Below are 18,507 nucleotides of genomic sequence, written 5' to 3' on the forward strand. Positions count from 1 at the left end.
TTTTATTCATCAGGTTGGGACACTGACGTCCATGAAACATCGTCAGAAGATCTTGCCGAGTGCGGAGGGACGACGACATGGCTGTGCCGGCGTTCGAGGAGTACCAGCCGACGGGTGACTGTGACTGCGCCGGATGCGCCCAGCAGCGTCGCATTCTCGCCGCCGGAGGGCATCCGGCGGCGCACGGCTGCCGACGTGCACTCGTGCTGCTGACCGCCGCGGGAGTGGTGCTGGGCGGCAGCGGTGGGGCGGCCGGGGCCGTCGAGAACCCCCCGGGCACCGGTCCGGCCGCCGGTGGCGCGGCGGCCCGTACGGCAGGTGCGCGCACCGCCGACGGCCCGGAGCCCGCGACCGAACAGGGCACCGCCGGACCGCTGCACGGTCCGGCGGGTCTGCCGGCCGCCGCCGGGACCCCGCTGCGCCGGCTCAGCCGGGCAGACATCATCGACCGGGCCAAGCGGTGGGTGAACGCGAAGGTGCCGTACAGCATGTCGAAGTACTGGAGCGACGGCTATCGCCAGGACTGCTCCGGCTATGTGTCGATGGCCTGGAATCTCGTGGGCAACGAGTGGACGGGCAGCCTCGCGCAGTTCGGCCACCGGATCCTGCGCGAGGAACTCGAACCCGGCGACATCCTGCTGTTCCACAACCCGGACGATCCGACCACCGGCTCGCACGTGACGATCTTCGGCGGCTGGACCGACTACACGCACACCCACTACATGGCCTACGAGCAGACGAAGCCGCGCACCCGGGTGAGGGCGACGCCGATGGCCTACTGGACCAACTCGGCCGGTTATGTGGCCTATCGCTACAAGGGCCTGGCGACCGGGACCTCCGGCAGCGAGGCGCCACCGGAGAAGGTCACCGCACCGCCTCCCGCTCCCGCCCCCGTTCCGGGTGTGGCGCCTGTCCCTGTTCCGGGTGTGGCTCCCGCCCCCGTTCCGGGTGTGGCGCCTGTCCCTGTTCCGGGTGTGACCCTCGCCCCCTTCCCGGGTCTCCCGGCGTTCGGGCCCGGGGCGAACAACGCACACATCACCCGGCTGGGCGAGCTGCTCATCGGCCGTGGCGGCAAGCGGTTCTACACGGAAGGTCCCGGGCCGCTGTGGGGTGAGGCGGACCGCCAGGCGATCGCGGCCTTCCAGCTCGCCCAGGGCTGGCGCGGCTCCGAGGCCGACGGGCTGCCCGGGCCCGGCACCTGGCAGCTGCTGGTGAGCGGCACGGGCAGGAACATCCCGGCGGCCGCAACGCCCGTCACCACGCCCGGTGCTGCGCCTGTCACCGCGCCCGTCCCGACGCCTGTCACCGCGCCGGCCACCGCGTCCGGTGCTGTGTCGGCCTCCGCGCCCGCCACCGCGCCCGGTGCTGCGCCCGTTGCTCCGTCCGGTACTCGGCCCGGCACTCGCGCGAGTACTCCACCCGGTGCCGAGGTGCCCGCCTTCCCGGGGCGCGACCACTTTCGGCCCGGCAGGTCCGGCGCACACCTCACCCAGCTCCGACAGCGGCTGGCCGAGCGCGGCCACGGCACGTACGACACCTCCCTCCCCTCACCACAGTGGGACGAGGCGGACCGGCGCAATGTGCAGGCGTTCCAGCTCGCGCAGGGCTGGCGCGGCGGCGAGGCCGACGGCTATCCGGGTCCGGTGACCTGGCGGCGGCTCTTCTCCTGATGCTTCTTCTCCCGACAGAACAGCAATGACCCAGCAGTGCGATCAGCTAAGGCGGCAGGCATGAACACCACGATGTCGGAGCAGCCGGAGGGCGGCATGCCGTCCGAGACCACGCGGCGCCAACCGATCATCGCAGCCGAGACGACGACGGAAATCCCGGTGCATCTGCTGTTCCGGGACGACAACGGCCCGCTCCTTCGGCCGTCCGTCGTGGCGCGCCGTCAGGGCACCGGCGAGCAGCCCAAGGTCACCGGCCGCACGCTGCCCCCGCGCCTGCCGGCCGCCCCGGTCAGGTCCACGCCGCCCTGTGACCCGGACCTGGTCGAACGCCCCGGTCCCGCGCTGTCCGGCTGGACCGCCCTGGTCGCGGGCAGTTGCTCGGTCGCGGGGATCGTAGCGGTGCTCTGGGGCACCGGCGCCGTGCCGGTCCCGGTCGCGGCGCTCTTCGGGCTGACCCCACCGCACCCCTTCCACGGCATCGGCTTCGGGCTGTGTGCGCTGCTCGCGCTCGGGGTGCTGCTCGCGCTGTTCGCGTTCGGCGGCCTGGCGCGCGGCCGGGTCGGCCATGCCTGGGTGCTGATGCTGTGCGGCGACTACCAGGGGAGTGTGCGGCGTACGGGACTGGTGTGGGTGAGTCCGCTCGTGCTGCGCCGCCGGATCGACGTACGGCTGCGGCACTGGCGCAGCGAGCCGATCGCGGCCGTCGACGCGCACGGCACGGCGCTGCGGGTGGCGGTGCTCGTGGTGTGGCGGGTCACGGACACCGCGCGCGCGGCGCTCGGGATGGAGAACCACGAGCAGTATCTGGGCGAGCAGGTGGAGGCGTCGCTGACGCGGGTGCTCTCGCACCTGCCGCCGGAGGGGACCGTCTCGACGCTGCGCAATGCCGACGCCTTCGGTGACGCGCTGACCCGGATGCTCGCGGCCGAGTGCGCGCCGGTGGGGCTCGAGGTGTTCTCGGCCCAGCCGACGTCCATCGAGTACGAGCCCGAGGTGGCCGCGGCGCTGCAGCGGGAGCGGATCGCGGCCATCGACGCCCGCCACCGGGACACCGTGCTGACCTCGGTCGTGGACGCGGTGGACGACACGGTCGGCCGGCTGACCCAGCGGGGGCTCGTGGAGCTGGACGACTACGAGCGCAAGGCACTGGTCAAGGATCTGACCGTCGCCTTCTACACGGGCCGGGCGGGTGCCGTGGAGGCACCGTGATTGGTCTGGACATGATGAACTCGCGTCAATACATTGGAACTTGGTCTAGACCTGAATGAGTGCCGCCTCCAATCCCCGATCGGCAACGGGTGGCACCGCACCACCGCACGCGTGCAGCACGGAAAGGAACTCCCCCACGTTCTCCTGGAGCGAAGCATGCGAAAGAAGATAGGTGCGGCCGTGGTCGGCCTCGCCGTGACGGGCGCCACCCTGCTCGCCACCGGCAGCGCCAGCAGCCACGGCTACACCGACTCGCCCATCAGCCGCCAGAAACTCTGTGCCAACCGCACCGTCGCCGACTGCGGCGAGATCATCTGGGAACCCCAGAGCGTCGAAGGCCTCAAGGGCTTCCCGGCGGCGGGCCCGGCCGACGGAACGATCTGCGCCGGTGGCAACAGCCGCTTCGCGCAGCTCGACGACCCGCGCGGCGGCACCTGGCCCACCACCAAGGTCTCGTCGGGGCAGAACTACACCTTCCGGTGGCAGTTCACCGCCATGCACTCGACGACCGACTTCAAGTACTACATCACCAGGAACGGCTGGAACCCGAGCCAGAAGCTCACCCGCGCCGCCCTCGAATCGCAGCCGTTCCTGACGATTCCGTACGGAGGCCAGCGCCCGCCGTCCACGCTCAGCCACTCCGGGACGCTGCCGTCGAAGTCCGGCCGCCATCTGATCCTGGCGGTCTGGACCGTGCACGACACCGGCAACGCCTTCTACGCCTGTTCGGACGTCCAGTTCTGACAGGCCCGCCAACCCCCCACCCGCCGCGGGCCTGAGCCGGCCCGCGGTACGGGGGGTGCGGGCACGGCCGCCTGGGGGAGCGGCCGGCCGGTCACGAGGTAGGCCCAGCCCTACCCTCTCCCGGCCCGCTGGGCCCATGGTCCACGCGCCGGGCCGCCGCCTACGGTGTGCCGCATGACCGTCGTCGTACGCAATCCCTGGCAGGCCCTGGCCCGAAGCGGTTTTCTGCGCGGCGTCTGGCCCTGGCGCTCGGCCGGCTACCTCGCGAGCAGCGTGCTCACCGGGCTTCCCGCCCTGGTCGCTCTCGTCGTGCTCGCCGGGTTCTCCCTCGTGCTCGTCGGCCTGCCGCTCCTGGTGCTCGGTGGTGTGTCTCTTGCCGTGGTCGAGCGACGGCGGCTGGGGATGGCCGACGCCGAGCCCGCGCCGAGCCCCCACCGCACCCCCGCCGAACCAGGCCTCGCCGCCTGGCTGCGGCTTCGGCTCGCGGAGCAGGCGACCTGGCGGGAGTTCGCGTACGGGCTGCTGCACGCCCTTGTGCTGTGGCCGCTCGACCTGCTGGCCGTGGGCGTCGCGATCGGGCTGCCGCTCGGGATGGCCGCCGCCCCTCTCCAGCTCGCCCTCGACGGCCATGAGGCGCGGGTCGTCAAGACGGTTTTGGTCACCGGCTACCCGCAGGCGTTCGCCGCCGCGGCCGCCGGGGCCGTGCTCCTCGCCGTACTGCTGTATCCGCTGGCCGCCCTGGCCGGCGCTCGTGCCCAGCTGACCAGGCTGCTGCTCGCGCCGCGCGAGGGGGAACTGCGGGACCGGCTGACGGAGGTGACCCGCTCGCGGGCCCGGCTCGTCGCCGCGTTCGAGGCGGAACGGCGGCGCATCGAAAGGGACTTGCACGACGGAGCACAGCAGCGGCTGGTCGCCCTCACCATGACGCTCGGCCTCGCGCGCCTGGACGCCCCGGCGGGACCGCAGGCCGACCGGCTCGAGGCCGCACACGGCGAGGCCGGGCGCGTGCTGACCGAACTGCGCGAGCTCATCCACGGAATCCATCCCCAGGTGCTCTCCGACTACGGGCTCGGCGCCGCGCTCGCCGACGCCGCCGACCGGTCGCCCGTGCCCGTGGAAGCCGACCTCCGGCTCCCCCGTCTCGACCGGTCCGTCGAGACCGCCGCGTACTTCGCGGTGAACGAGGCGCTCGCGAACGCCGCCAAGCACAGCGGGGCGGACCGGATCCGGCTCGATGGCCGGTACGAGGACGGGCTGCTGTTCATCGAGGTCCGGGACGACGGCCGGGGCGGCGCCGCCGCGGCCAAGGGCACCGGACTGACCGGACTGGCCGACCGGCTCGCCGTACTCGATGGGACACTGACGATCACCAGCCCGACCGGCGGGCCGACGTCGCTGCGAGTGGAGATCCCTTGCCGAGCTCTCTGCGGATAGTCCTGGCCGAGGACAGCGTGCTGCTGCGGGAAGGGCTCATCGGCCTGCTGACCCGCTTCGGCCATGAGACGGTCGCCGCGGTCGGCGACGCGGACGCGCTGAAGGACGCGGTCACCGCCCACGACCCGGACATCGTCGTCACCGACGTACGCATGCCGCCCGGCTTCCAGGACGAAGGGCTGCGTGCCGCCGTCGCCCTGCGCACCGAGCGTCCCGCGCTGCCGGTCCTGGTGCTCAGCCAGTACGTGCAGCGGACCTACGCCGGCGAACTTCTGGACACCGGCGACGGCACCGGGGTCGGCTATCTGCTCAAGGACCGTGTCGGCCAGATCGAGGAGTTCATCGACGCCCTGGCCCGGGTCGCGGCGGGCGGTACGGTCGTCGACCCCGAAGTCGTACGTCAGTTGCTGCGCCGCCGCCGCGATCCGCTGCAGGCGCTGACCCCGCGCGAGCGCGAGGTGCTCGCCCTGGTCGCCGAGGGCCGGTCGAACGCGGCGATCGCCCGGCACCTCGTGATCAGCGAGGCGGCCGTGGGCAAGCACATCGGCAACATCCTGGGGAAGCTCGACCTCCCCCCGGCCGAGGACACCCACCGCCGGGTCCTGGCCGTTCTCGCCTATCTCCGCTGAGCGTCTCCCGCGTGCGCCGGTCGGAGAAAATTCACCCGCTGCTCGTGACGCGAAGACTGTGCAGGACGCGCGTATAGCGGGACTCTGGATCCGCCCGTGGACCGGCCACGTGGCGCGCACCAACTCCCGTCCTACGTACGGAGGTTCTGTATGCGTCGCCGTTCTGCCCTTCCGCTCGCCGCCCTCGCGCTGGCTCTGCCCGCCGCCCTGATCCCCGCGGGGGCCGCCTCGGCCGCTCCCGCCGACAAACCCCAGGTCCTCAGCTCCTGGACGCAGACCAGCGCATCCAGCTACAACGCCTGGGCCGCCGCCCGGGCCAACCAGGGCGCCTGGAGCGCCTACGGCTTCGACTGGTCCACGGACTACTGCTCCTCCTCGCCGGACAACCCCTTCGGCTTTCCTTTTCAGATGTCATGCGCACGCCATGACTTCGGATACCGGAACTACAAGGCAGCCGGCACGTTCAGCGCCAACAAGGCGAGACTCGACTCGGCGTTCTACGAGGATCTGAAGCGCGTGTGCGCCCGCTACTCGGGAGCCGCGCGTACCTCCTGCAACGGCACGGCATGGACGTACTACCAGGCCGTGTCGATCTTCGGGTACAAGGCCCCGGTGGAAACGCCGGCCGCCTGACGCGCGCATGAGAGGCCCCTCGCCGAAACGAGGGGCCTCTCATGAGGTGGTGCGCCGCCAGGGACTCGAACCCCGGACCCGCTGATTAAGAGTCAGCTGCTCTAACCAACTGAGCTAGCGGCGCGGGCTGCCGTTCACGCCGCCTTCGGCGGCTGACGACGAAAGTAATACTACCCGGTCCCGAGGAGTGCTCCGGACCCCCCGCCCCGCCACCTGCCGACCCGCCCCCAGAGCCCTTCTTCCGGATCCTGCCGGGCTCACGTGCCCCGGCATCGGACCCGCCCACTGATCCGGCCCGGCCCGGAAGAAACGCCCTAGATCGCCAGGGAAAGGACCACCGGAGCCGCTCTGCGGTTCAGCGTGTCCGCCGCCGCGCGCAGCCGGTGCGCATGCTCGATCGGCAGCGACAGTGCCAGGCAGCCCACCGCCGAGCCCGCCGTCAGCGGCACCGCCGCGCAGACCGTGCCCACCGCGTACTCCTGCAGGTCCAGGACGGGGACGGTCGGCGGCTGTGCGTCCAGCTTGGAGAACAGGAGCTTCTCGCTGGTGATCGTCCGGGAGGTGAGCCGGGCGATCCTGTGCCGGGACAGATGGTCCCGCCGCCCGTTCACGTCGAGCTGGGTCAGCAGGCACTTGCCGACCGCGCTGGCGTGCGCCGCGGAGCGGAAGTCCACCCACTCGTTGACCTTCGGTGTGCGCGGGCCGTCGGCGAACTGCGTGATCTTGACCTCGCCGTCGATGTACCGGCTGATGTAGACGGCCGCGCCCACCGAGTCGCGCAGCTCGGTGAGGGTGTCCTGGAGCTTGGCCTCCAGGGCCTGCTGGCGGGAGGCCCCCGAGCCGAGCAGGACCAGTGAGTCACCGATCACATAGGCGCCGTCGGCGACCTGCTCCACGTACCCCTCGCGGCGCAGCATGGACAGCATGGGAGCCAGATGACCGGTCGGCAGACCGGTCTCGCGTGCGATCTGGACATCGGTGACACCGCCACCGTGCTTGGAGACCGTCTCCAGGACGCGCAAGACGTATTGCACCGAGTGGAACGGCGCGGTCGGCTCGGGCTTCAGCGCCACGGTTTCCCCCTACCAGGTTAGGACCGCAAGCTTCCGTACCACGATAGCGGTCAAGAGCCGTTTGGGGGGCGGCTGTTGGCGTAAATGATGCGGTGCCCCAGCCGCATACGCTGGGGCGCATCACGCTGGCATATGCCACGGACATTCCTACCCGAAAGAGTGAGAGGTCAGAGCACCGCACCGAGAAACTCGCGGGTACGCGTCTGCTCCGGCTCGGAGAAGATTTTCTCCGGCGGACCCGATTCGATCACCTTGCCGGAGTCGAACATCAGCACCTCGTCGGAGATGTCCCGGGCGAAGTTCATCTCGTGCGTGACACACAGCATGGTGATGTCCGTCGAACGCGCGATGTCCCGCAGGACGTCCAGCACACCGGCCACCAGCTCGGGGTCGAGCGCCGAGGTCACCTCGTCCAGCAGCAGCACCTGCGGCCGCATCGCCAGCGCGCGGGCGATCGCCACCCGCTGCTGCTGCCCGCCCGACAGCTGGGTCGGCCGGGCGTCGCAGCGGTCGCCGAGGCCCACCATCTCCAGCAGCTCCCTGGCACGCTCCTCGGCCTCGTCACGGGACAGGCCGAGGACCCGTACCGGGGCCTCGGTGATGTTGCGCAGCACGCTCATGTTGGGGAACAGGTTGAACTGCTGGAAGACCATTCCGATCTTCTTGCGCGCCTCGCGCCGCTCCTTCTCGGGCGCCGGGTGGAGCCGGTGCCCGTTGACCTGGATCGTGCCCTCGTCGGGGGACGTCAGGGTCATCAGCAGCCGCAGGATGGTGGTCTTGCCGGATCCGGACGGGCCGATCAGCGTGACGTGCTTGCCGGGCCGGACCGAGAAGCACAGGTCGTCCAGGACGGTGGTGTCGCCGAACCGCTTGGTGACGTTCTCGAAGCGGATCAGCGGGGTCTTCGTGTCAGCGGACAAGGCGGCGCTCCAGGGTTCGTACGAGCAGGGAAGCCGGACAGGCGATGAGGACGAAGGCGATGCCGACCACCGTCAGCGGCTCGGTGTACTGGAAGGTCGAGGCGCTCTCCAGCCGGGACAGCTGCAGCATCTCCAGCACACCGATCGCGGCGAGCAGCGGAGTGTCCTTCAGCATCGCGATGACGTAGTTGCCCAGCGCGGGGGTGATCCGGCGGATCGCCTGCGGCAGGATCACCGCCAGCCAGGTGCGGTGGGCGGGCAGGCTCAGCGCGGTCGCCGCCTCCCACTGACCGGCCGGCACGGCTTCGATACCGGCCCGGTAGACCTGTGCGGTGTACGTCGAGTAGTGCAGCCCGATCGCGATCGTGCCCGTGGTCAGGGCGGAGAACTGGATGCCCCACTCCGGCAGCACGAAGTAGAAGAAGAACAGCTGCACCAGCAGCGGGGTGGTGCGGATGAACTCGGTGAACACGTGCACCGGCCACCGCACGAAGCGGGTCGGCGCGCGGAAGCCGATCGCCCACACCAGGCCGAGCGTGAACGAGATCAGCGAGCCCAGCACCAGTATCTGGAGCGTGAGCAGCACGCCTTCCCAGAAACGCGGCATGAAGTCCGCGACCGCGGACCAGTCCCAGGTCACTTGACCACCACCCCGATGTTGGCCTTGGTCCGGCGCTCCAGCGCCTTCATGGAACGGGTGATGGCGAACGCGATCACGAAGTAGATCACCAGCACGACCGTGTAGATCTGGGCGCTCTCCTGCGTGGCCAGGCGCACCAGATAGGCGGCGAACGACACGTCACCGACTCCCAGCAGCGACACCAGCGCCGTGCCCTTGAGCAGCTCGACCAGCAGATTGCAGAACGAGGGGATCATCTCCGGCACCGCCTGCGGCAGCAGGATCAGCCGCAGCCGCTGCCAGGGCGTGAAGCTCAGTGCGATGCCCGCCTCGCGCTGGGGCGCGGCCACCGAGTTCAGCGCGCCGCGGACGATCTCGGCGCCGTACGCCCCGTAGGACAGGCCGAGCGCGAGGACCGCGGCCCACATCGGGACCAGCTGCCATCCGAGCAGCGGCGGCACCACGAAGAACAGCCAGAACATCAGCACCAGGGCCGAGGTGCCGCGGAAGACCTCCGTGTAGAAGCCCGCGAGGAAGCGGACCGCACGGGAGCGGTGGGTGCGGGCCGTACCCACCGCGAAGGCGACGGTGGCGGCCAGCACCGCGCTGTACACCAGCAGTTGGACGGTGATCCAGATGCCCGGAAGCACCCAGTTCTGCCAGAGTCCGGCTGTCATCGGCACAGCTCCTCGGCAGTGAGCGTGGTCATCTCCTTCTCCGTGAAGCCGAACGGCTTCAGGATGCGGAAGAGTTCGCCGCTCTTCTTCATCTTGTGGATCTCGGCATTGAACGCGTCGCGCAGTTCGGTGTCGGTGGGGCGGAAGGCGAAGCCGCCGCCGTCGATCTTCTTCTCGCCGTCGACGACGGCGGCGAACGCCTCGGTCGCCTCGGCCTTCGCGCTCTTGCGGACCACCTCGCGGGTGGTCAGCGCGGTGCCGGCGAACACGTCGACGCGGCCGGACTCGACCGCGTTCAGCCCTGCGACCTGGTCCTGGAGGATGACGATGTCCTTCTCGGGGTACCCGGCGGCGACCGCATAGTCGATCTCCGCGTAGCCGGTGCCGGTGGCGAACCTCGCCTTGGATTTCACGACGTCCTCGTAGGTGCGCAGATTCTTGGGATTGCCCTTGCGCACGATGAAGGAGTCGAGCATCTGGTACTCGGGGTCGGCGAATATGACCTGCGCGCAGCGCTCCTTGTTGATGTACATCCCGGCCGAGACGACATCGAACTGCTGCGAGTTCAGCCCGGGGATGAGCGAGGCGAAGTCGGTCGCGACCGGCTGGACCTCGTCGATACCGAGCCGCTTGAAGATCACCCGGGCGAGCTCGGGGGCCTCGCCCGTGAACTCGCCCTGCTTGTCGACATAGCCGTACGGCACCTCACCCGCGATGCCGAGCCTCACCGTGCCCTGCGACTTCAGCCGGGCCAGCGCATCACCGGAGGGCACCTTGCTGCAGCCCGCCGCGCCGGTCACGCCCAGAGCGCCGACGGCCGCGGTGCCGAGCAGCATGGTGCGTCTGCTCATCGATCCTCGTTGTCTTGTTCGAACCATGGGCGCGCGGCTACCCGGCCCGGCTCGGGGTATGCGTGGACAATGGCCGACCGATATCTGACCGTTGCCCTCGAGTCGCGCGGCGTCCAGTGCACCGCCCGGCTGCTCACCGACAAGGCTCCGCGCACGTGCGAGGCGGTGTGGCAGGCGCTGCCGCTCGCCGGGGACGTCTATCACGCGAAGTACGCGAGGAACGAGATCTACGCCCTGTTCCCCGCGTTCGCCGCCGAGGAGCCGCCACTGGAGAACCCGACCGTGACACCGATTCCGGGCGACTTGTGCTACTTCACCTTCTCGGACGTCCAGTTGGGCACGGCGTCGTACGGCTACGGCGAGGGGGCCCCGCACCAGGGGCGTTCGACCGTGGTCGACCTGGCTCTGTTCTACGAACGCAACAACCTGCTGCTGAACGGGGATGTGGGGTGGGTGCCGGGGATCGTGTGGGGGACGGTGGTGGAGGGCCTGGACGTGATGGCCGAGGCCTGCCAGGGCCTGTGGCGCAACGGGGCGGCGGGGGAGACGCTGAGCTTCCGCCGGGCCTGAGGGTCCCCTACCTGCCCCTTCCCATGACTGGGGGCACGCCCCGTCCTCAGTCGCCGGACGGGCTGCTTCTGCCGGATGCGCCGGCAGAATGCAGCCCCGCCGGCGTTCGAGGCGCGGGGTCCGGGGCGCGGAGCCCCAGTTCGGGATGGGGTCCCTCCCACAGCGGCCAGGCCGTAGGGGGAGGGCGGGGTGGGGAACACGCCCGCCGCAGGCGCCCGACAGGGGCACGGGCTCGCAGGGCACCCCGCCCGCCGCCCTCGCAGCCGCGGCGCCCGCCGCGGGGAACGGCCCACACCGGGCGTCTACCCCGCCGCCCCCGGCAACCGGGGCACCGGCACCTCCGCAGCACCCGACTCGTACAGGGCGTGCGCCGCCCTCAGCACCAGTCCGTCCGCATGCCGCGGCCCGATCAGCTGCACCCCGACCGGCAGCCCCTCCTCGTCCACACCGCACGGCACCGTCGCCGCCGGCTGCTGCGTCAGGTTGAACGGGTACGTGAACGGGGTCCACCCCGTCCAGCGACCCAGGCCCGAGCCCTCGGGCACCTCCACCCCGGCCGAGAACGCCGTGATCGGCAGCGTAGGGGTGACCAGCAGGTCGTACGACGTGTGGAAGCGGCCCAGCCGCCGCCCCAGGTCCATCCGCGCGTCCACCGCCGCCAGATACTCCAGCGCACTGTGCCGCGCCCCCTCCTCGCAGATCTCGCGCAGCCCCGGGTCCAGCAGCTCGCGCTGCTCCGCGCGCAGATGCTGCACCAGCCGCGCCGCGCCGCTGAACCACAGTGTGTGGAACGCCTCCACCGGGTCGGCGAGATCGGGGTCGGACTCCTCGATGTGCGCGCCGAGCCCGGCCAGCGCCGTCACCGCCCCCCGGACCGCGGCCGCGACCGACGGGCGCACCGCGACCTGGCCGCCGAAGGACGCCGAGTAGCCGATCCGCAGCCCCTTCACGCCCTCGTCGAGGCCCTCGAGCACGCTGCGCGCCGCTCCCAGATGCGACCAGTCCCGCCAGTCCTCACCGCTCATCACGTCCAGCATCAGTGCCGCGTCCGCCGCGTCCCGGGTCATCGGCCCCACATGGGAGAGCGTCCCGAACGGGCTGGAGGGGTACATCGGCACCCGCCCGTACGTCGGCTTCATCCCGAAGATCCCGCAGAACGAGGCCGGAATGCGCACCGAGCCGCCGCCGTCCGTGCCGATCGACACGGCCCCGGCCCCCAGCGCCACGGCCGCCGCGCTGCCGCCGCTCGATCCGCCCGCCGTGCGGGACAGGTCGTAGGGGTTGCGGGTCACCCCGTGCAGCGGTGAGTCGGTGACCCCCTTCCATCCGAACTCGGGTGTCGTCGTGCGGCCCACGAACACCGCGCCGTGCGCCCTCAGCCGGGCCACCGACGGAGCGTCCTCGTCCCAGGCGCCGTCAGCGCTGACGGTCCGGGAGCCGCGCAGGGTCGGGGTGCCGCGCTGCAGCAGGATGTCCTTCACGGTCAGCGGCACCCCGTCCAGCAGCCCCAGCGTCTCCCTGCGGTGCCACCGGCGCGCCGACGCCTCCGCCTCTGCCAGCGCCCCCTCGGGGTCGATCCGGACGAAGGCGTTCACCAGGGGCTGCACCACCTCCGCCCGCTCCAGCGCCGCTCGCGTCGCGTCGACGGGGGAGAAGTCGCCCTGGGCGTAGCCGGCCAGCAGTTGGCGTGCGGTGAGATCAGTCAGCGGACTTGTCATGCATGGGGACGTACCCACGTTTCTTGTCGACCACGTTCGGGAGCTGCTTTCCGGCCAGCCACAGCTCGAACAGCTCGACGAACTGCTCGCCGAGCCGGTCGCGCCAGCCGACCGTGTCGCCGCTCATGTGCGGCGAGACGATCAGTCCCGGTACGTCCCACAGCGGGCTGTCGGGCGTGAGCGGCTCTTGGTCGAAGACGTCGAGCGCCGCTCCCGCCAGCCACCGGTTCCTGAGCGCCGCGACCAGCGCCTCCTCGACGACCAACGGGCCGCGCCCCACGTTGATGAACCGGGCCGAGGGCTGCAGAAGACCGAAGCGCCGCGCGTCGAACATGGCGCGGGTGTCGTCGGTGAGCGGCGCCGCGCACACCACCCAGTCGGCGCGGATCAGCAGCCGGTCGAGATCGGCCACGCCGTGGACGCCGGGACGGGGGGTGCGGCCCACGACCGCGGTCCGTACGCCCAGTGCATCGAGCGTGCGGGCCACGGCACGCCCGATGGGGCCCGCGCCGACGACCGTCGCCCGGGTCCCGGCCACCGGCAGACCCTCGCGGTGGCGCCAGCGCCGCTGCCGTTGCAGCTCCAGCGTGCCGGGCAGATCCTTGGCCATGGCGAGCACCAGCGCGGCCACGTACTCGGCGATCGGCTGGTCGAAGATGCCGCGGGCGTTGGTCACCAGGGTGTCGGACTCCACCAGCTCGGGGCAGAGCAGCCGGTCCACTCCCGCACTCGGGGTGTGCACCCAGCGCGGCCGGGGACCCTCACCGGGCCAGGCGCGCCGGAGCGCGTCGGAGGTGAAGTCCCACATCAACAGGGCGTCCGCGTACGGCAGTCGGGCCGCGAGCGAGTCCTCGTCGGTGTACTCGACACGCGCCCGTCCGGTCAGCCGGCCCAGTCGGGGCGGGGGATCCGCGGCCAGGACGAGAAGGGTGGGTTCGGACATCAGGCGGGACCCGTTTCGTAGGGGGCACCTCCCGAGGCCGGCAGGGCTACGGGGGGAGTCTGACATGTACGGATTGACCCACGCTCGCACCCGCACCTACCGTCGTCAACAAGACGCCAAGGGGGCCTGCGATGGATGTCTCCTTTCTCGGCGGACCACAGCCGCAGCACGGTGTCGGCGTGGTCGCCCCGTTCGATTTCGCGCTGGACCGGGAGCTGTGGCGGTGGGTGCCCGACGCGGTGTCCCTGCGCCTGACCCGTACCCCGTACGTCCCGGTCGGGGTCTCGCTCGATCTGGCCCGGATGGTCAGCGAGCACGAGACGCTGCGTGAGGCGGTGCGGGCGCTCAGTGCGTCCGAGCCCGAGGTCGTCGCGTATGCGTGTACCTCGGGCAGTTTTGTGGGCGGCCTCGCCGGGGAACGCGCGATGTGCGAGGTGATGAGCTCGGAAGGGGAGGTGCCCTCGCTGACCACCTCCGGCGCTCTGCTCGACGCACTCGACGAGCTCGGCGCCGGCCGTATCGCCCTGGTCACGCCCTATACGGAGTCGGTCACCCGGTCACTGGAGGACTATCTGGGAGAAGCTGGGGTCACGGTCACGGGCCGCGCCTTCCTGGGGCTGACCCGGCACATCTGGAAGGTGCCGTACCGGTCGGTGGTGGACATGGCGCGCCAGGCGGTCGTCGGAGCGGCGGACGCCCTGTTCATCAGCTGCACCAATCTGCCGACGTACGACGCGATTCCGCAACTGGAGGCCGAGCTGAGAATGCCCGTGCTGTCGGCCAACCAGGTGACCATGTGGGCCGCGCTGCGGACCATCGGGGTGCATGCGGTCGGCCCGTACCAGGCGCTGCTGCTCCAGCCCGGTACCGGGCCCGAGGTGCCGGACGAGGTGCCGCCCCCGGCCCCCGGCGCTCTGCCCGCACAGCCCGAAGAACAGGAAGGATGGACATGACGTCGGTCGGACTCCTCTACCCGGGACACTCGGCAGAGGACGACTATCCACGGATCGCGGTTCTGCTCGACAGCGACATCCGGTTGCCGATCTTCCACACCGACATCGGCGAGGACGCGCACCGGGTGGACGCACTCATGGAGATGGGTTCCCCGGCGCGGCTCGCGGCCGGGGTCGAGGAGCTGCGGCTGGCGGGAGCCGAGACCCTCATGTGGGCCTGCACCAGCGGCAGCTTCGTGCGCGGCTGGGACGGCGCGCACGAGCAGACGCGCGAGCTGGCGAAAGCGGCGGGGCTGCCGGCGTCCAGCACCTCCTTCGCCTTCGCGCACGCCGCACAGGACCTGGGTGTCGGGCGGGTCGCCGTCGCGGCGACGTACCCGCAGGACATCACCGCGTCGTTCGCCGGCTTCCTGCGCGCGGCCGGCATCGAGGTGAGCGCGATGCGGGCGAGCGGGATCGTCACGGCGGCCGAGGTCGGCACATGGGGGCGCGAGCAGGTGCTGGAGCTGGCGCGCGCGGGCGACCGCCCGGACGCCGAGGCGGTGCTGCTGCCGGACACGGCCCTGCACACCGTGGCCCATCTGGAGGAGCTGGAGGAGACGCTGGGCAAACCGGTGCTGACGGCGAATCAGGTGACGGTGTGGGAGGGGCTGCGGCTGGCGGACCGCCGTGTGTGGGCCGAAGGCATGGGCACGCTGTTCGCCCGCCCGGAGGACCGGGAGTGGGTCCCGGCATGAGGTCCCGGGAATAAAACGGAGAGGCCCTCCTGTTGGGTGCGGACGTACGTACGACATCCCGCAGGAGGACCCACCCGTGGACGAGATCCGAGGCGCGGCGGCCGGCACCGCCCCCGTACCGCTGTCCGTGCTCGACCTGGTCACCGTCGGCAGCGGCCGCACGGCGGCCGAGGCCCTGCGGACCAGTGTGGACATCGTCAGGCTCGCCGAGGCCCGCGGTTTCCACCGGCACTGGGTCGCCGAGCATCACTCGATGCCGGGTGTCGCCTCCTCGTCGCCGGCGGTGATCCTCGCCCATCTCGCCGCCCACACCGAGCGGATCCGGCTCGGGTCGGGCGGTGTGATGCTCCCGAACCACGCGCCCCTCGTGATCGCCGAACAGTTCGGCACGCTGGAGGCGCTCGCACCGGGCCGCATCGACCTGGGCCTCGGCCGCGCCCCCGGCACGGACGGCGGCACGGCCGCGGCACTGCGCCGCTCCGAGCGGCTTGCCGAAGGTGCCGACGACTTCCCGCAGCAGCTCGCCGAACTGACCCGCTTCCTGGACGACGACTTCCCGGACGGCCACCGGTACGCACGGATCCATGCGGTCCCGGGGCCCGTGCAGGGCCCCACCCACCGCCCGCCGATCTGGCTGCTCGGCTCCTCCGGCTTCAGTGCCCGGCTGGCGGGCGTACTCGGCCTGCCCTTCGCCTTCGCCCATCACTTCTCCGCGCAGAACACGGTGCCGGCGCTCGACCTCTACCGCGAGAGCTTCCGTCCCTCGGCGCTGCTGGACGCCCCGTACGCGCTGATCGGAGTGTCCGCGCTCGCCGCGGACGACGAGAAGGAGGCACGCCGTCAGGTGCTGACCGGCGCGCTGTCCATGCTCCGGCTGCGCAGCGGCCGGCCCGGGCTGATCCCGACGCCGCAGGAGGCGGAGGCGTATCCGTTCAGCGTGCCGGAGAGGCAGTTCGTCGACAGCTGGCTGTCGAACATCGTGCACGGCACCGCGGACGAGGTACGTACCGGCCTGGACGACCTCCAGAAGCGAACCGGAGCCGACGAACTGATGCTCACGGCCAACGCGCACAGCGGGGACGCACGGCTGCGCAGCTACGAACTGATCGCCGACGCCTATGAATTGCCCGGTGGAGTGGTTCGTTCCTGAACCGCTCCGCCACGGCTCCTTAAAGCCGGCTTAAGCCGCTCGTCACCGATGGTGGCGAGCGGCTTTTCGTCATGGGTGCACGCCTCTGACAGGCGGTTTTTGGCTCAAATTGGTCTAGTCCTCATTTGGTGCAGACCATTGACGCGGACTTTGCGCGACGGCTATCTCTTCTTCAACTCCCTTACTGCGCACCCCCCGGAGGCAGCACGTGCACGTCCGCAGACCCCTGATGGCCGCGCTCACCAGCGCCGCTCTCGCCGCCGGAGCGCTGGCGGCCGTCGCCGGCCTCGGCTCGGCCCAGGCGGCCGACGCCGCACCCGCCGCCGCGTCCACGGGCGGTGTGAAGATCGCCTACTACGACCAGTGGAGCGTGTACGGCAACGCCTTCTACCCCAAGCACCTCGACACCCGGGGCATCGCGGGCAAGCTCGACATCCTCAACTACTCGTTCGGCAACATCCATCCGACCGAGCTGACCTGCTTCGAGGCGAACAAGGCAGCGGGCGACGACAACAACCCCAACGCCGGTGACGGTGCGGGCGATTCGTACGCCGACTACCAGAAGTCCTTCACCGCGGCGGACAGTGTGGACGGCGTCGCCGACACCTGGAACCAGCCGATCGTCGGCGTCATGAACCAGTTCAAGGAGCTGAAGGCCAAGTACCCGAAGCTGAAGATCAACATCTCGCTCGGCGGCTGGACCTACTCCAAGTACTTCCACGACGCGGCCAAGACCGACGCGAGCCGCAAGAAGTTCGTGGCCTCCTGCGTCAAGCAGTACATCCAGGGCGACCTGCCCGTCGAGGGCGGCTTCGGCGGTCCGGGCACCGCGGCCGGCATCTTCGACGGCATCGACATCGACTGGGAGTACCCGGGCTCGTCCGGCGGCCACCTCGGCAACCACTACGGACCCGAGGACAAGCAGAACTTCACGCTGCTGCTGGCCGAGTTCCGCAAGCAGCTCGACGAGTACGGGGCCGCCCACGGCGGCAAGAAGTACCTGCTGACGGCGGCTCTCCCGGCCGGCCAGGACAAGATCAAGTACATCGAGACCGACAAGATCGGCGCGTACCTCGACTACGCGAACATCATGACGTACGACATGCACGGCGCCTGGGACGGCGACGGGCCCGCGTACCACCAGTCCCCCCTGTACTCCCCGGCCTCGGATCCGACCGACCCCATCGCTCCGGGCACCGAGAAGTACAGCATCGACAACGCCATCGACTCCTGGATCGACGGCAAGCCGGCCTACGGCATCGCCGGCGGCTTCCCCGCGAACAAGCTGACGCTCGGATACGAGTTCTACTACCGCGGCTGGAAGGGCGTCCCGGCGGGCACGCAGAACGGCCTCGGCGGCAGCGCCACCGGCGCGTCCACCGCGCGGCCGGTCAGCCAGCAGGCGGGCATAGCCAACTACAAGGAGCTCGGCGGCATCGTCGACAACCCGGCGACCACGTTCTGGGACGACCAGGCCAAGGCCGCGTACTTCTACAAGGACGGCGAGTTCTTCACCGGACTCGACAAGCGGTCGATCCAGGCCCGCGCGGACTACGCCCACCAGCGCGGCCTGGCCGGCGCGATGATGTACTCGCTGCTCGGGCTCGATACCAACACCACGCTGCTGAACGACATCGTGGCCGCGGTCGGCTCCTCCCCGGCGGACCCCAGTCCGACCCCGTCGCCGTCCGCCCCGACAGCGACCCCGTCGCCCTCGAGCTCCGGCCCGGCGCCGACCCCCTCGCCGTCCACCCCGGCCGGCTGCTCGTCGGCGGCCTGGTCCGCCTCCGCCACCTACACAGGCGGCAACCAGGTCTCGCACAAGGGCCACCTGTGGAAGGCCAAGTGGTGGACCCAGGGCGAGGAGCCGGGCACCACTGGCGAGTGGGGCGTCTGGCAGGACCTCGGCGCCTGCTGACCCGCTGAGCCTCCGTCCCGCCGACCTCCAGGCCCCCCACGGTCCGCCGCCCCCGCCGG

The 18,507-nt window shown here is 70.8% G+C and carries 18 protein-coding genes and 1 tRNA gene; 11 read left to right on the forward strand and 8 right to left on the reverse strand.

All coding sequences use genetic code 11. From position 1 onward, the window contains the following. The first annotated feature begins 77 nt into the window (after positions 1 to 77). From OHS70_RS23710 to OHS70_RS23735, 6 genes are all read left to right on the forward strand, one after another. On the forward strand, positions 78 to 1,670 hold the full coding sequence (locus tag OHS70_RS23710; RefSeq protein WP_328400257.1) for a peptidoglycan-binding protein: 1,593 nt from the start codon (positions 78 to 80) through the stop codon (positions 1,668 to 1,670). 60 nt (positions 1,671 to 1,730) lie between these two features. Further along, the gene (locus tag OHS70_RS23715; RefSeq protein ID WP_328400259.1) at positions 1,731 to 2,879 is read left to right on the forward strand and encodes an SPFH domain-containing protein; all 1,149 of its coding nucleotides are present in this window, start codon (positions 1,731 to 1,733) and stop codon (positions 2,877 to 2,879) included. 156 nt (positions 2,880 to 3,035) lie between these two features. Next, positions 3,036 to 3,623, forward strand: coding sequence for a lytic polysaccharide monooxygenase auxiliary activity family 9 protein (locus tag OHS70_RS23720; protein ID WP_328400261.1), 588 nt, complete (start codon positions 3,036 to 3,038; stop codon positions 3,621 to 3,623). Positions 3,624 to 3,797: 174 nt separating this feature from the next. After that, positions 3,798 to 5,057: a sensor histidine kinase gene (locus tag OHS70_RS23725; RefSeq protein ID WP_328400263.1), complete on the forward strand. Its 1,260-nt coding sequence runs from the start codon at positions 3,798 to 3,800 to the stop codon at positions 5,055 to 5,057. Beyond that, positions 5,036 to 5,686 carry a response regulator transcription factor gene (locus OHS70_RS23730; protein WP_328400265.1) on the forward strand — a complete coding sequence of 217 codons (651 nt, stop codon included), beginning with the start codon at positions 5,036 to 5,038 and terminating at the stop codon, positions 5,684 to 5,686. The genes OHS70_RS23725 and OHS70_RS23730 overlap by 22 nt, the downstream gene beginning before the upstream one ends. Before the next feature lie 150 nt (positions 5,687 to 5,836). Then, a complete protein-coding gene (locus OHS70_RS23735) occupies positions 5,837 to 6,319 on the forward strand; it encodes a phospholipase (RefSeq protein WP_328400267.1) in 483 nt (160 codons plus the stop codon). 47 nt (positions 6,320 to 6,366) lie between these two features. Here the strand turns inward: OHS70_RS23735 and OHS70_RS23740 are convergent. From OHS70_RS23740 to ehuB, 6 genes are all read right to left on the reverse strand, one after another. Next, positions 6,367 to 6,443 (reverse strand) — tRNA-Lys (locus tag OHS70_RS23740). A gap of 190 nt (positions 6,444 to 6,633) precedes the next feature. Further along, positions 6,634 to 7,392, reverse strand: a complete 759-nt coding sequence (locus tag OHS70_RS23745; protein ID WP_328400269.1) for an IclR family transcriptional regulator — start codon at positions 7,390 to 7,392, stop codon at positions 6,634 to 6,636. A gap of 167 nt (positions 7,393 to 7,559) precedes the next feature. Beyond that, complete coding sequence (gene ehuA / locus OHS70_RS23750) at positions 7,560 to 8,312, reverse strand: ectoine/hydroxyectoine ABC transporter ATP-binding protein EhuA (protein WP_328400271.1); 753 nt, start codon at positions 8,310 to 8,312, stop codon at positions 7,560 to 7,562. Continuing rightward, complete coding sequence (gene ehuD / locus OHS70_RS23755; RefSeq protein ID WP_328400273.1) at positions 8,302 to 8,952, reverse strand: ectoine/hydroxyectoine ABC transporter permease subunit EhuD; 651 nt, start codon at positions 8,950 to 8,952, stop codon at positions 8,302 to 8,304. Before ehuD ends, ehuA begins: the two co-directional genes overlap by 11 nt. After that, entirely contained in the window at positions 8,949 to 9,608 is a 660-nt protein-coding gene (gene ehuC / locus OHS70_RS23760; RefSeq protein ID WP_328400275.1) for an ectoine/hydroxyectoine ABC transporter permease subunit EhuC, read from the reverse strand. The genes ehuD and ehuC overlap by 4 nt, the downstream gene beginning before the upstream one ends. After that, positions 9,605 to 10,459 carry an ectoine/hydroxyectoine ABC transporter substrate-binding protein EhuB gene (gene ehuB / locus OHS70_RS23765; protein ID WP_328400277.1) on the reverse strand — a complete coding sequence of 285 codons (855 nt, stop codon included), beginning with the start codon at positions 10,457 to 10,459 and terminating at the stop codon, positions 9,605 to 9,607. Before ehuB ends, ehuC begins: the two co-directional genes overlap by 4 nt. Before the next feature lie 69 nt (positions 10,460 to 10,528). Between ehuB and OHS70_RS23770 the strand changes: the two genes are divergently transcribed. Continuing rightward, the gene (locus OHS70_RS23770; RefSeq protein ID WP_328400279.1) at positions 10,529 to 11,029 is read left to right on the forward strand and encodes a DUF3830 family protein; all 501 of its coding nucleotides are present in this window, start codon (positions 10,529 to 10,531) and stop codon (positions 11,027 to 11,029) included. Between the two features lie 302 nt (positions 11,030 to 11,331). On the opposite strand, the gene OHS70_RS23775 is transcribed toward OHS70_RS23770, so the two are convergent. Together OHS70_RS23775 and OHS70_RS23780 are read right to left on the reverse strand one after the other, a co-directional pair. Beyond that, positions 11,332 to 12,747 carry an amidase gene (locus OHS70_RS23775; RefSeq protein WP_328400281.1) on the reverse strand — a complete coding sequence of 472 codons (1,416 nt, stop codon included), beginning with the start codon at positions 12,745 to 12,747 and terminating at the stop codon, positions 11,332 to 11,334. Beyond that, positions 12,728 to 13,690: a D-2-hydroxyacid dehydrogenase gene (locus tag OHS70_RS23780; protein ID WP_328400283.1), complete on the reverse strand. Its 963-nt coding sequence runs from the start codon at positions 13,688 to 13,690 to the stop codon at positions 12,728 to 12,730. Before OHS70_RS23780 ends, OHS70_RS23775 begins: the two co-directional genes overlap by 20 nt. A 131-nt stretch (positions 13,691 to 13,821) precedes the next feature. Here OHS70_RS23780 and OHS70_RS23785 point away from each other — a divergent pair, with 131 nt between their 5' ends. From OHS70_RS23785 to OHS70_RS23800, 4 genes are all read left to right on the forward strand, one after another. Continuing rightward, positions 13,822 to 14,643, forward strand: coding sequence for a maleate cis-trans isomerase family protein (locus tag OHS70_RS23785; RefSeq protein ID WP_328400285.1), 822 nt, complete (start codon positions 13,822 to 13,824; stop codon positions 14,641 to 14,643). After that, a complete protein-coding gene (locus tag OHS70_RS23790) occupies positions 14,640 to 15,380 on the forward strand; it encodes a maleate cis-trans isomerase family protein (protein ID WP_328400286.1) in 741 nt (246 codons plus the stop codon). Before OHS70_RS23785 ends, OHS70_RS23790 begins: the two co-directional genes overlap by 4 nt. Before the next feature lie 76 nt (positions 15,381 to 15,456). Then, a complete protein-coding gene (locus OHS70_RS23795; RefSeq protein ID WP_328400288.1) occupies positions 15,457 to 16,530 on the forward strand; it encodes an LLM class flavin-dependent oxidoreductase in 1,074 nt (357 codons plus the stop codon). 229 nt (positions 16,531 to 16,759) lie between these two features. Beyond that, a complete protein-coding gene (locus OHS70_RS23800) occupies positions 16,760 to 18,448 on the forward strand; it encodes a glycosyl hydrolase family 18 protein (protein WP_328405856.1) in 1,689 nt (562 codons plus the stop codon). Positions 18,449 to 18,507: the final 59 nt, after the last annotated feature.

Origin of the sequence: Streptomyces sp. NBC_00390 (assembly GCF_036057275.1) — a bacterium.
Taxonomy (GTDB): domain Bacteria; phylum Actinomycetota; class Actinomycetes; order Streptomycetales; family Streptomycetaceae; genus Streptomyces.

Coding starts and splice junctions, on each gene's coding strand:
- OHS70_RS23710 (WP_328400257.1), top strand. CDS start 78: ATGGCTGTGCCGGCGTTCGAGGAGTACCAGCCGACGGGTGACTGTGAC.
- OHS70_RS23715 (WP_328400259.1), top strand. CDS start 1,731: ATGAACACCACGATGTCGGAGCAGCCGGAGGGCGGCATGCCGTCCGAG.
- OHS70_RS23720 (WP_328400261.1), top strand. CDS start 3,036: ATGCGAAAGAAGATAGGTGCGGCCGTGGTCGGCCTCGCCGTGACGGGC.
- OHS70_RS23725 (WP_328400263.1), top strand. CDS start 3,798: ATGACCGTCGTCGTACGCAATCCCTGGCAGGCCCTGGCCCGAAGCGGT.
- OHS70_RS23735 (WP_328400267.1), top strand. CDS start 5,837: ATGCGTCGCCGTTCTGCCCTTCCGCTCGCCGCCCTCGCGCTGGCTCTG.
- ehuC (WP_328400275.1), bottom strand. CDS start 9,608: ATGACAGCCGGACTCTGGCAGAACTGGGTGCTTCCGGGCATCTGGATC.
- ehuB (WP_328400277.1), bottom strand. CDS start 10,459: ATGAGCAGACGCACCATGCTGCTCGGCACCGCGGCCGTCGGCGCTCTG.
- OHS70_RS23770 (WP_328400279.1), top strand. CDS start 10,529: ATGGCCGACCGATATCTGACCGTTGCCCTCGAGTCGCGCGGCGTCCAG.
- OHS70_RS23775 (WP_328400281.1), bottom strand. CDS start 12,747: ATGACAAGTCCGCTGACTGATCTCACCGCACGCCAACTGCTGGCCGGC.
- OHS70_RS23780 (WP_328400283.1), bottom strand. CDS start 13,690: ATGTCCGAACCCACCCTTCTCGTCCTGGCCGCGGATCCCCCGCCCCGA.
- OHS70_RS23785 (WP_328400285.1), top strand. CDS start 13,822: ATGGATGTCTCCTTTCTCGGCGGACCACAGCCGCAGCACGGTGTCGGC.
- OHS70_RS23790 (WP_328400286.1), top strand. CDS start 14,640: ATGACGTCGGTCGGACTCCTCTACCCGGGACACTCGGCAGAGGACGAC.
- OHS70_RS23800 (WP_328405856.1), top strand. CDS start 16,760: ATGGCCGCGCTCACCAGCGCCGCTCTCGCCGCCGGAGCGCTGGCGGCC.